The sequence below is a fragment of the Bradyrhizobium sp. WBOS07 genome, from assembly GCF_024585165.1.
GTDB classification, from domain to species: Bacteria; Pseudomonadota; Alphaproteobacteria; order Rhizobiales; family Xanthobacteraceae; genus Bradyrhizobium; species Bradyrhizobium japonicum_B.
On the sequence record NZ_CP029008.1, the window covers coordinates 900,583 to 912,246 of the forward strand.

The 11,664-nt window shown below is 64.4% G+C and carries 11 protein-coding genes; 8 read left to right on the plus strand and 3 right to left on the minus strand.

Annotation, left to right across the window (positions count from 1 at the left end; translation table 11 throughout):
- Positions 1 to 37: 37 nt before the first annotated feature.
- Positions 38 to 580: a MarR family winged helix-turn-helix transcriptional regulator gene (locus tag DCM79_RS04280; RefSeq protein ID WP_257178791.1), complete on the plus strand. Its 543-nt coding sequence runs from the start codon at positions 38 to 40 to the stop codon at positions 578 to 580.
- Positions 581 to 843: 263 nt separating this feature from the next.
- Here the strand turns inward: DCM79_RS04280 and DCM79_RS04285 are convergent, their stop codons facing one another.
- Positions 844 to 1,572 (minus strand): outer membrane protein, encoded by a 729-nt coding sequence (locus tag DCM79_RS04285; RefSeq protein ID WP_257178792.1) that lies wholly within the window; start codon positions 1,570 to 1,572, stop codon positions 844 to 846.
- 315 nt (positions 1,573 to 1,887) lie between these two features.
- Here DCM79_RS04285 and DCM79_RS04290 point away from each other — a divergent pair, with 315 nt between their 5' ends.
- A complete protein-coding gene (locus tag DCM79_RS04290; protein ID WP_257178793.1) occupies positions 1,888 to 2,112 on the plus strand; it encodes a hypothetical protein in 225 nt (74 codons plus the stop codon).
- A gap of 282 nt (positions 2,113 to 2,394) precedes the next feature.
- Here the strand turns inward: DCM79_RS04290 and DCM79_RS04295 are convergent, their stop codons facing one another.
- A complete protein-coding gene (locus tag DCM79_RS04295; RefSeq protein ID WP_257178794.1) occupies positions 2,395 to 3,201 on the minus strand; it encodes an N-acyl homoserine lactonase family protein in 807 nt (268 codons plus the stop codon).
- 370 nt (positions 3,202 to 3,571) lie between these two features.
- On the opposite strand from DCM79_RS04295, the gene DCM79_RS04300 reads away from it, so the two are divergent.
- The 6 genes from DCM79_RS04300 (at position 3,572) to DCM79_RS04320 (ending at position 10,769) form a co-directional block, all read left to right on the plus strand.
- A complete protein-coding gene (locus DCM79_RS04300) occupies positions 3,572 to 5,116 on the plus strand; it encodes a caspase family protein (protein ID WP_257178795.1) in 1,545 nt (514 codons plus the stop codon).
- 142 nt (positions 5,117 to 5,258) lie between these two features.
- On the plus strand, positions 5,259 to 5,930 hold the full coding sequence (locus tag DCM79_RS04305; RefSeq protein ID WP_257178796.1) for an OmpA family protein: 672 nt from the start codon (positions 5,259 to 5,261) through the stop codon (positions 5,928 to 5,930).
- Positions 5,931 to 6,088: 158 nt separating this feature from the next.
- The gene (locus DCM79_RS04310; RefSeq protein WP_257178797.1) at positions 6,089 to 7,021 is read left to right on the plus strand and encodes an efflux RND transporter periplasmic adaptor subunit; all 933 of its coding nucleotides are present in this window, start codon (positions 6,089 to 6,091) and stop codon (positions 7,019 to 7,021) included.
- Positions 7,021 to 10,170 carry an efflux RND transporter permease subunit gene (locus DCM79_RS04315; protein WP_257178799.1) on the plus strand — a complete coding sequence of 1,050 codons (3,150 nt, stop codon included), beginning with the start codon at positions 7,021 to 7,023 and terminating at the stop codon, positions 10,168 to 10,170. Before DCM79_RS04310 ends, DCM79_RS04315 begins: the two co-directional genes overlap by 1 nt.
- 36 nt (positions 10,171 to 10,206) lie before the next feature.
- The gene (locus DCM79_RS31820; protein WP_373568121.1) at positions 10,207 to 10,539 is read left to right on the plus strand and encodes a DUF6883 domain-containing protein; all 333 of its coding nucleotides are present in this window, start codon (positions 10,207 to 10,209) and stop codon (positions 10,537 to 10,539) included.
- Positions 10,536 to 10,769 carry a DUF4926 domain-containing protein gene (locus DCM79_RS04320; RefSeq protein WP_257178800.1) on the plus strand — a complete coding sequence of 78 codons (234 nt, stop codon included), beginning with the start codon at positions 10,536 to 10,538 and terminating at the stop codon, positions 10,767 to 10,769. Before DCM79_RS31820 ends, DCM79_RS04320 begins: the two co-directional genes overlap by 4 nt.
- A 9-nt stretch (positions 10,770 to 10,778) precedes the next feature.
- On the opposite strand, the gene DCM79_RS04325 is transcribed toward DCM79_RS04320, so the two are convergent.
- Entirely contained in the window at positions 10,779 to 11,453 is a 675-nt protein-coding gene (locus DCM79_RS04325; protein ID WP_257178801.1) for a Crp/Fnr family transcriptional regulator, read from the minus strand.
- Between the last annotated feature and the right edge of the window lie 211 nt (positions 11,454 to 11,664).

Here is an 11,664-nt window from a genome sequence, read left to right on the forward strand (position 1 = left end):
AGCCGGCCGGCCGTCAACTGGAATTCGGAGCACTCCCTTGGCGAGGACATCCAGCGACACCGCACTGAAGGCGCGCGAGGCCGATCAGGCCTCAGTGCAGCGAGAGGCGCGGCTCGACCTGTTCAAGTTCGTGCCGTTCCGGCTCAACCGGCTCGCGGCCGAAGTCAGTGCCGCGCTCTCGGTCGAATATCAGGAACGCCACGGTCTCGATATCCCGGCCTGGCGCGTGATCGCCACGCTCGGGTTCCGCGTTGATGCCTGCAGCGCGCAGTTCATCGCGCAATGCACCCGCACGCACAAATCCACCATCAGCCGCGCCGTGACCACGCTGCTCCACCAGGATCTGATCGAGCGCGTCGAGAACCAAGCCGACCGCCGCGAATTCCGCCTGCGACTGACGGCGAAGGGCCGCGCCCTCTACGAGCAGCTGTTCCCGCAATTGCTGCGGCGTGAAGACGAAATCCTCGCCTGTCTCTCGGCGCAGGAGCGCAAGCAGCTGTCCATGCTGCTCAGCAAGATCGAGCAGAGCCTCGATCTGATCCAGACCAGCGAAGAGGCCGACGCCAAGCAGGCGTATTAACGCGTGTGCCCATAAAGCGGACATCGACGAAGCACGCCCACGTCCGCGATGGGCCAAATGCTGACGTGGCCACTGCTTCAGCCTGTCCCGATTCCGCTACTGGCTTCGCTGCGCATTGAGGCATTCCCGGCCCGCCGATGACTGCGCGTGTGAAGGCCGCGAAGCAAAAGCGAGACCTCCTGATGAGCTATCACCACCAGACAACAAAAAGCCCCGGACGAGGCCGGGGCTTTGAGCTGCTGATGTTGATTAGGTTTGCCAGATCAGTACTTCGCGACCACCGGGCCGCCGAAGCGATAGCTGACACCCGCACGCACCGTGTGGAACACCGGATCATGCTCGTACGAGAAGGCGGGGAACGCCACGGTCGAGTTGTTCCGGAAGTTGCCGAAGTCGGTGTAGCGATACTCGACACGAGCCGACCAGTTGGGCGTGAAACCGTACTCCCAGCCGGCGCCGACGGTCCAGCCGGTGCGGGTGGTGGAGACGGTCTCAAACAGAGTGTTCGCGAGCACGTAGGTGTGGTCCATATTTGCCCAGGCAACACCGCCGGTCACGTAAAGCAGCGAATTGTTGAAAGCTACACCGAGGCGACCGCGGATAGAGGCCTGAGCATCGATCCGGAAATCGGTGCCGTTGAGGTTTGCCAGGCGATAACCACCGTTGACGTCGGCGGCTTCGAGGTCGCCCTCGAGACCGAATACGAATTGGCTAGCCTGCCAATTGTAGCCAATGTGACCACCGCCAACGACGCCATCAGCATTGAAGCCCTGGACGAAGCCGGTGGGAAGGCCAGTTGCGTCGGTGAACTCACGGGTGCTGTTGTCTCCCCAGGCGTAACCGACCTGCGCACCGATGTAGAAGCCGGTCCAGTTATAAACGGCGGCGACGGGCGCGGGCGCCTTCGTGTAGGGCCGGGCGGCGAGATCGGCGGCTGACGCGCCGGCGGTGCCGAGGACGAGAGCGGCAGCTGCGATGACGAGCTTCTTCATTGTCTTCCCCAATTTACAGGCATCGAATTCGAACAATTATGATGACGCAGTATAGCCCATGAGTCGCACTAGGGATGTCACCCGCAAGCCACAGCTGCCCGCAATTTGAGCAGTGGCCCCGCGCATTGGTCGATCTGTATCCTCTCGCGGGGAAACTTCTAAGCGCCGGGAAGGTGCGCGGTGTTGCACGCGCCTCGACTGCCTTTCGTAACGCAGACTTTCCCGACTAGCCGCGTTGATCCATGGTTGCTGCCCCACCCGGTCACTGATCTCGCCTGCTTAGAAGCTGAAACAGTTTAAAAGCTGGAGACTGACTTGAAGATCAACCTACCCGATACGGACCTCAAAACCGTGCAAACCATTGTCAGCCATGAGCTCAAAGACGAGCGCGACCGGCCCGTCGGCCAGTACCTTTTCGGAAAGGGGCAGGGTCGAACCGTCTTCCTATTTGGGAAGTACAAGGGGACTTTTAAGACACACGCTGAATGCCAAGCCTTCATCGATGGCGTGCTTGCGGCTATCCAATCGCCACTCTCGTGACTTTGTTTGCACTCGTTGCGCAGTCACGACTAAACACCGGGCGCCTCAGGTCGACTTCGGATCACTAGGCGACGTCCCGTGGGTATGGCTGCGTGTCCGTTCGCCCCTCGAAAGCCGGCATCCAGGATCTATGAGCATGAACCCAAGTCGATCGCGGGGGTGCGTAAGCGCCGTCTCGCGGTCGATGCTTCGCATCGCCGCGAGAACCATGAAGGCCCGGCTGCTGCATCTCGGCCTTCATCCTTCGAGACGCGTGCGAGGGCGCGAGACACTGATGCCACGCTATTTCGCAAACGACCGCGACGGCGGCAGGTGCAGCGCGAAGGCGTCGACCTTGTCGCTGGCACGCGGATAGATCTGCGTCACGATCGGATCGTGACCGGGAATGAACCGATCAGGATGGCCGGCGAGGCGCTCGATCGTCTCCCAGCCCACCGCCATGTCGCCGACATTGTAGACGATCGGGAACGGGCTTCTGCGCTGCAGATTGGCGTAGTAATGCGCGGCATCGGATGCCAGCACCACCGGGCCGCGCGCGGTTTCGACCTTGACCACCTGCAAGCCGTCGGAATGGCCGCCGACACGATGCACGGTGATTCCAGGCGCGACCTCGCCGTCACCCGAATGGAACGTGACGCGCTCGCCATAGACATGGCGCACCATCTGCGTGACATGCTCGACCGAGAACGGATGGCGCAGCAGGCCGTTGCACATGCAGCGGCCGGTCGCGTAGGCCATCTCGCGCTCCTGCAGATGGAAGCGCGCCTTGGGGAAACGGTCGAGATTGCCGGCATGGTCGTAATGCAGATGCGTCACGATGACGTCGCGGATGCTTGATGCCGCGACGCCGAAGCGCTCCAGCGCATCGACCGGGTTGAGCGTCAGCTTGCGCGCGCGCGCGCTCGCCTCCTCGGCATTGAAGCCGGTGTCGACCAGGATGTCGCGGCCGCCGCCGCGGACCAGCCAGACGAAATAGTCGAGATCCTGCGCCGCGCTGTCATGCGGATCGGGCGCCAGGAAGTTCATGCTGGGGGTGCGCGGCGACATCGTCGCATAGCGCAGGGCGTAGATCTCGTAGGCGGTTCCCATGGTTCTTGCTTTTCTGAGTGGGTTTTAGGGGACGATCCAGCGCAGCAAGCCATTGTCCGCAGCAAAGGTCAAACCGCGCGCGCGGCGCGACCGAGGCGGGCCTTCAATGTGAGACCCGTCACGTTTTCGGCGGCGGGCTTGCCCTACCATGCTGCCGATAGGATCGAGCCCGATCCCGACGAGGACAGCCATGACACCCTATTTATTCCCCTTGCGGCGCAGCCGGGCGTTGCGGTCAATCGTCGCGATAACGCCGAATCTCCAAGCGGTTGACGCCCCCCGCCCCCGGTTTGATAATGAATGAAGCGTAAGTTAAGGTCGCCGCGGCGCAAGCTGGGAACGGCGCCTTTTTGGCTGGACCGCGCTGATTATGAAAATTCGCTTCTTTTTTCTTCTGTCCTTGCTCATCTCGCTCGTCCCGACTGCGCCCTCGCTTGCGGCCGGTGAGCGTTTTGCGCTGGTCATCGGCAATGCCAAATATCCGGACGCGGATGCTCCGCTGAGGGAACCGATCAATGACGCGCGCAACGTCGCCGACGAGCTCAAGCGCGACGGCTTTGCGGTCGATATCGGCGAGAATCTGACCGGCGACGGCATGCGCCGCGCCTTCGACAAGCTCTACAGCAAGATCAAGCCGGGATCGGTGGCGCTGGTGTTCTTCAGCGGCTTCGGCATCCAGTCGGCGCGCCAGAGCTACATGCTGCCGGTCGATGCGCAGATCTGGACAGAATCCGACGTGCGCCGCGACGGTTTCAGCCTCGAGACCGTCCTCGGCGAGCTCAACACCCGCGGCGCCGGCGTCAAGATCGCACTGATCGATGCCTCCCGGCGCAATCCGTTCGAACGCCGGTTCCGCAGCTTCTCGGCCGGCCTGACCCCGGTCATCGCGCCGAACGGCACGCTGGTGATGTATTCGGCGGCGCTGGCCTCGGTGGTCTCCGACGCCGGCGGCGATCACAGCCTGTTTGTCCAGGAGCTCCTGAAGGAAATCCGCGTCCCCGACCTCATGGCCGAAGAGACGCTGAACCGCACCAAGATGGGCGTCACAAGGGCTTCGCGCGGCGAGCAGGTGCCGTGGATATCCTCTTCATTGGCCGAAGATTTCTCGTTCAGCCCGGGAGCCGGCGGATCGCGTCCGACACCTGGCGCGTCGCCCGCGCCGCCGCCGGTCGCCGTCAACAACCCGCCGCCGACGCCGCCCGCGCCGCCGACATCGCCTCCGCCGCCGAAGCCGGCCGACAACATTGCCGCAGCACCCGCGCCTGCTTCTCCGCCTGCGCCCGCCCCCGCGCCGGCTCCCACGCCGAAGCCGCAGGTCGAGGCGGCCCTTCCCCCGCCGCCACCGCCACCGCCGGTGACGCCGATCGATCCGGCGCCCGCGCCGAGCGCGGGCAGCGGGCCGAGTGCCGCGGTCCTGGCCGACGATCCCACGATCAAGAGTCTCACCTCCAAGATTGCCGCCAATCCTGATGACGTGAACGCGCTGTACCGACGCGGCCAGGTCTACGCCAGCAAGGGCGCCTACAACCTCGCCATCAAGGATTTTGACGATACGCTTCGAATCAACTCGAAGGACGTCGAGGCGCTGAACAATCGTTGCTGGACCCGCACCGTGGTCGGCGACCTCCAGGGAGCCTTGAAGGATTGCAACGAGGCGCTGCGGCTGCGGCCGAATTTCGTCGATGCGCTGGACAGCCGGGGGCTCGTCAATCTCAAGTCGGGCGCGGTCAAGAACGCCATCGCCGATTTCGATGCGGCCCTGAAGATCAACCCGCGCCTGACCTCCTCGCTCTACGGACGCGGCCTCGCCAAGCAGCGCAACGGCTCCGCCCAGGAAGGGGCACTCGATATCGCCAATGCCAAGGCGATGGATCCGAACATCGTTCAGGAATTTGCAAGCTACGGAGTGCGCTAGTATTTTTTTGAGCCGAGGCCGGCGGCGCCTCGAACCCTGGGGGGCCCAGGCAAGACTAACGAACGGATGCCGCAGGCGCCCCCGGGGGGCTCATTGCAGGAATTTCGAACAGCGCGAGCTGGCTGCACAGGAGGGACTGGCTATGAAATCGGCTGCAAAAGGACTTACCGCGATCCTGTCCATCATCGCTCTTGGCGCCGCCCTGTCGCTGCCGGCTGCGCCCGCATTCGCCGGCGATGACGGCAACAGCAAGAACGTCACCGAGGACGACATCGTCCGCGCGCTGGCACCGGCGCCGAAGAAGCCTCTGACCCGCGGCCTCTCGATCGCCCCGCCGGCCAATCCCGCGCCTAACGCGGCGGAGACCAAGCTGATCCAGTCGGTGCGCGGCCGCTCGACGCGGTCGCTGTCGTCGACCGAGCGCGAGGAGATCGCGTCGGTCGCCAAGGACAAGCCGAACATCGATCTCGAAATCACGTTCGACTACAACTCCGCCAATATCAGCGCCAAGTCGATGCCTTCCGTGCAGGCGCTCGGTCGCGCGCTGACCAGTCCCGACCTGAAAGGCTCCACCTTCGTGGTTGCCGGTCATACCGACGCCGCCGGCGGCGAAGCCTACAATCAGGACCTGTCGGAGCGTCGCGCGGACGCGATCAAGCGCTACCTCGTCGACAAGTACAGCATCTCCGCGACCGATCTCGTCACCGTCGGCTACGGCAAGAGCAAGCTGAAGGATGCGAGCCAGCCGATGGCGGAGGTCAACCGCCGCGTGCAGGTCGTCAATATGGAAAACAAGACCACCGCATCGAAGTAAGCACGACGCAATCCTTTGAAGTGACCGGTCGTGATGTGGTGTAAAGTCTCGCTTCCAGAGCGCGTCCCGCAGCCTTGCGGGACGCCGCTTCGTTTCAGGGAAACGTTCTCGATGGGCCTCGCGCGGACGGCCGTGTGCCAGGCCAGGATGATCCGGCGATGAAGCTCTCCGAATACCTCAAGCCTGCCGGAACCGTGGTGTTCGTCGCGGCACTCGGCGTCGGCTATTATCTGTTCGAGCATCGCAAGCGCCCCGAGCCGAAGGAGACGCAAAGCGAGGCGCTCGTCATCGTGACGAAGTCGACCAATGCCTGCTTCTCCGACCTGGTGCGTGTCACCGGCTTCTTCGTGCCGCGCCGCGAGGCGGTTGTGATCGCCGACCAGGAAGGCTCCAGGGTCACCGACCTCCTGGTCACCGAGGGCGCAATCGTCGCCGACAACCAGGAGCTGGCGCGCCTGACTGCGCCGCCGCAGATCCCGGGCCAGCCGCAGCGGCCGGGCCCGCAAGGCCCGATTTCGCTGAAGGCGCCGGCGCCGGGCCTCGTCACCGAGGTCCGCACCATCGTCGGCGCGCCGGCCTCGCCGCAGGCCGGTCCGATGTTCCGCATCGCCGTCAACAACGAGATCGAGCTCGATGCTCAGGTCCCGGCGGTGCACATGCCCAAGCTCAATTCCGGTGCCACCGTGCGCATCAGCCGCGACGACGCGCCCGATCTGATCGGCCGGGTCCGGTTGGTCGCGCCCGAGATCGACCGCGCCACGCAGCTCGGCCGCGTCCGCATCAGCGTCACCAACAATCCCTCCCTGAAGGTCGGCGTGTTCGCGCGCGCCTCGATCGACGCCAAGCGAAGCTGCGGCGTCTCGATTCCCAAGACAGCGATCGACCATCTCACCATTCAGGTCGTCAAGGGTGGCAACACCATCGAGACGCGCAAGGTACGGGTCGGGCTGTCGTCCGACAGTGCCACGGAAATCCTGGAAGGGCTCCAGGTCGGCGAGATCGTCGTCGCCGATGCCGGCTCTTCGCTCCATGACGGCGACCAGATCAAGACCATGTTCGCCGATGAACTCGATCGCACGCGGGTACGCTGATGGCTCTCAATATCTCGGCATGGTCGATCCGCAATCCGCTGCCGTCGGTCGTCTTCTCGATCATCCTGCTGATCCTCGGCTGGGTCTCCTTCACCAAGCTCGCAGTGACGCGGCTGCCGTCGGCCGACATTCCCGTGATCTCGGTCGTGGTCTCGCAATTCGGCGCGGCACCCGCCGAGCTCGAATCCCAGGTCACCAAGACGGTCGAAGACGCCGTCTCCGGCGTCGAGGGCGTGCGGCACATCACCTCCTCGATCACCGACGGCGTGTCGGTCACCACGATTCAGTTCGCGCTGGAGACCAACACCGACCGCGCCCTCAACGACGTCAAGGACGCCGTGACGCGGGTGCGCTCCAACCTGCCGCAGAACGTCACCGAGCCGCTGATCCAGCGCGTCGACGTCATCGGCCTGCCGATCGTCACCTATGCCGCGATCTCGCCCGGCAAGACGCCGGAGCAGCTCTCCTACTTCGTCGACGACGTGGTCAAGCGTGCGCTGCAGGGCGTCCGCGGCGTCGCCCAGGTCGAACGCATCGGCGGCGTCGAGCGCGAGATCCTGGTCTCGCTCGACCCGGACCGCCTGCAGGCCATGGGCCTGACCGCCGTCAATGTCAGCCAGAGCCTGCGCGGCACCAATGTCGACGTTGCCGGCGGCCGCGCCGAGATCGGCAAGAACGACCAGGCGATCCGCACGCTCGCGGGCGCCAAGACGCTGGGTGACCTTGCCGGCACCATGATTCCGCTGTTCGGCGGCGGCGAGGTCCGGCTCGACGATCTCGGCACCGTCACCGACACCATCGCCGATCGCCGCACCTTCGCCCGCTTCAACGGCGAGCCGATCGTCGCGCTCGGCATCAAGCGTTCCAAGGGCGCCAGCGACGTGAAGGTGGCCGAGGCCGTTCAGAAGCGCATCGACGCGCTCAAGGCCGCCTATCCCGACGTCGACCTCAAGGTGATCGACACCTCGGTCGAATACACCAACGGCAATTACCACGCGGCGATCTCGACCCTGTTCGAGGGCGCCATCCTCGCCGTCATCATCGTGCTGCTGTTCCTGCGCGACCTGCGCGCCACCATCATTGCCGCGATCTCGTTGCCGCTGTCGATCTTCCCGGCGTTCTGGGCGATGGACCTGCTCGGCTTCTCGCTCAACCTCGTCAGCTTCCTCGCCATCACGCTGTCGACGGGTATCCTGGTCGACGACGCCATCGTCGAGATCGAGAACATCGTCCGGCACATGAACATGGGCAAATCGCCCTATCGTGCCGCGCTCGAGGCGGCCGACGAGATCGGCCTCGCGGTGATCGCGATCTCGCTGACCATCATCGCGATCTTCGCACCCGCAAGCTTCATGTCGGGCATCGCCGGGCAGTTCTTCAAGCAGTTCGGCATCACCGTCTCGGTGCAGGTGTTCTTCTCGCTGCTCGCCGCGCGTTTCGTCACGCCGGTGCTGGCAGCCTACTTCCTCAAGCATGGCAAGCACGAGGAGCCGCCGCCGGGGCGCATCCTGCGGTCCTATCACCGGATCGTGGCGTGGTCGGTGAAGCACTATTTCATCACGGTGCTGATCGGCTTCGGCGTCTTCGCCGCCTCGATCTGGAGCATCACGCTGCTGCCGCAGGGCTTCCTGCCGGCGCAGGACAGCGCCCGCTCGCTGCTGGCGCTCGAGCTGCCGCCGGGCACCCAGCTCGCCTACACCGAGAAGGTCACCGAGGACATCGTCGCGCGCCTGCGCAAGCGGCCCGAGGTCAAGAGCATCTTCGTCGACGGCGGGCGTGTTCCGCCGGGGACGCAGGAAGTGCGGCGCGCCGCCCTGATCATCAACTACACGCCCAAGGGCAGCCGCGACATCACCCAGCGTGAGCTCGAGTTCTCGATCAGCCAGGAGCTGGAGAACGTTCCCGACATCCGCTTCTGGTTCCTGGACGAGAACGGCCTGCGCGCGATCTCGCTGGTGGTGACCGGCGTCGACCCCAACATCGTCAACAACGTCGCGAGCGAGCTCGCGACGCAGATGAAACGCATTCCCACCATCGCCAATGTGATCTCGGAGACCTCGCTGGAGCGTCCCGAGCTGCGCATCGAGCCGCGCGCCGATCTCGCCGCACGGCTCGGCGTGTCCACCGAAAGCCTGTCGCAGACCATCCGTGTGGCCACCATCGGCGACGTCGGCCCCGCACTCGCCAAATTCGACGTCGGCGATCGCCTGGTACCGATCCGGGTGCAGCTCGAGGACACCGCGCGCGGCAATCTGAAGACGCTCGAACAGTTGCGCGTGCCGCTCGGCGAGCGCGGCGAGAAGGGCGGCGTGCCGCTCTCGGTCATCGCCGACGTCAAGCTCGACCAGGGTCCGACCAGCATCAACCGCTACGACCGCGAGCGCCAGGCCACCGTCGCCGCCGACCTCGTCGGCTCCGCCGCGCTCGGCGATGCCACCAAGAAGATCTACGACCTGCCGGTCATGAAGACCCTGCCGAAGGGCGTGAAGGTCTCGCCCTCCGGCGACGCCGAGAGCTTGAACGAATTGTCCGAGGGCTTCGCCACCGCGATCACGGCCGGCCTGATGATGGTCTATGCCGTGCTGGTGCTGCTGTTCGGCACATTCCTGCAGCCGATCACCATCCTGTTCTCGCTGCCGCTCTCGATCGGCGGCGCCATCGCGGCGCTGCTCCTCACCGGCAAGCAGCTCACCACGCCGGTGTGGATCGGCATCCTGATGCTGATGGGCATCGTCACCAAGAACGCGATCATGCTGGTGGAGTTCGCGATCGAAGCCATTCACGCCGGCAAGCCGCGCGAGGAGGCCATGATCGACGCCGGCATGAAACGCGCCCGGCCGATCGTGATGACCACGATCGCGATGGCCGCAGGCATGATGCCGAGCGCGCTCGCGGTCGGTGCCGGCGGCGAGTTCCGCTCGCCGATGGCGCTCGCGGTGATCGGCGGCCTGATCTTCTCGACCATCCTGTCTCTGGTGTTCGTGCCCGCGATGTTCATGGTGATGGACGATTTCGGCGCGCTGATCTGGCGCTTCGCCAAGCGGCTGATCGTGCATAGCGACGACGCCGAGACGGACGGCCATCACGGGGCAACGCCGGCGGAAGCTGGGCCAGCGCCGAGGAACATCGTGCATCCGGCGGCGGAGTAGGGTTCGGGTGCAGCCGCCAAGCTGGCTTACATGACGATGCATTTGCCCAATGGCGCCCATGCTATAGTCGACATCCGGAAGATCGAAGACTATTGCCTAAGTCCATCGCATCCGCGCGGGCGACACAAAGCGAGAGTTTTTCGGGACGCGCTCGATCTTCAGCGTGGAGATGCCCTCTGGCTTCGCGATGCCCTTCTTCGGGCTGCACCTGCCGGCGTTGCGTCCCATATTGCCACTGACCGCTGGGGTAGCCATTGGCGTATGGATATTCTGCTTAGGCGACATCCGAAGCAAGCCGTGGTAAGAACGGCGTGGATCATTCGAGCCGGTGACGACCGACCGACATTTGTCACTTGTTGGGTGCTATGATGACTGCAGCAAACGAAGATGGGACGCCGCGCGCCCTAGACGTCGTCGCATTGCTGGAAAACCTTCCCGAGCACCGGTTGGCGCGGGGAAACGTCGGCACGATTGTCGAAGAGCTCGACGACAAGACGGTGCTTGTCGAATTCAGTGACGACGATGGCCAACCCTATGCCATCGCCCCGTGTCTGCGAGCCGAGTTGCTGACATTGCACTACGTGCCGGAAGCGGCCTAGCCCACTTTGCTACTCGTTGCGCGCGATCGCCGTCAGCTTGGTCATGTTCCTGAGCAGAATGCGGCCGCGCTGGAGATCCAAAATCGCCTCCTTGCGCCAGGCCTGCAACTGACGGTTGACGCTTTCGCGGGCGGCGCCGACGAAGACGCCGAGCTGCTCCTGCGAGATGTGCACCTCGGAGCCGAAATCGGCGGCGAGCGCGCAGAGCCGTCGCGCCAGCCGCACCGGCAGCGGCTGCAGCATGGATTCCTCCATGCGCTCGCTCTGCCAGCGGATGCGCTGGCACAGCAGCGCGATGATCTTGATCGCGACCTTCGGCTCGCGTTCGAGGAAGCTGAGAAAATCTTCGCGCCGCAGCACGAACAATTCGCTGACCTCGCCCGCGGTCGCATCCGCGGTGCGATTCTGGCCGTCCAGCACCGCAACCTCGCCGAACAGGTCGCCCGGTCCCATGAAATTCAGCGTCAGCCGGCTGCCGTCGGCGGCGCCGGTCTCGATCCGGACCTGGCCACGGCGCACGCCGAACAGCGCGTCCCCGGGGTCCCCCTTCTGGAACAGCACCTCGCCATTGCCCAGATGCTGGGTGTGGCAGAGGTTGGACAGCCGCTGGAGCTCGTCTGCACCGAGATCCGCGAACATCGCGTTCATCTTCAGAATGACCGCAAATTCGGCCTGCTTGCTCATTTCAATGTCCTTGTGAACGTTCCGGTGCGTTGTCTCGGCAAAGTGCTTGAAACCATCACCATCAGGATCGCGTAAAACCGCGCCAGAGAAGTGTGTCATAAGTCACATAACTTTGCAGCACCCCCTGACTATTTTTACGCGCTTGGAGCCGCTTCCCGTCCGGGGATAAACTCAAGGCGCGAAGGATGGGTGGCCGGCGGGATTCGACGCC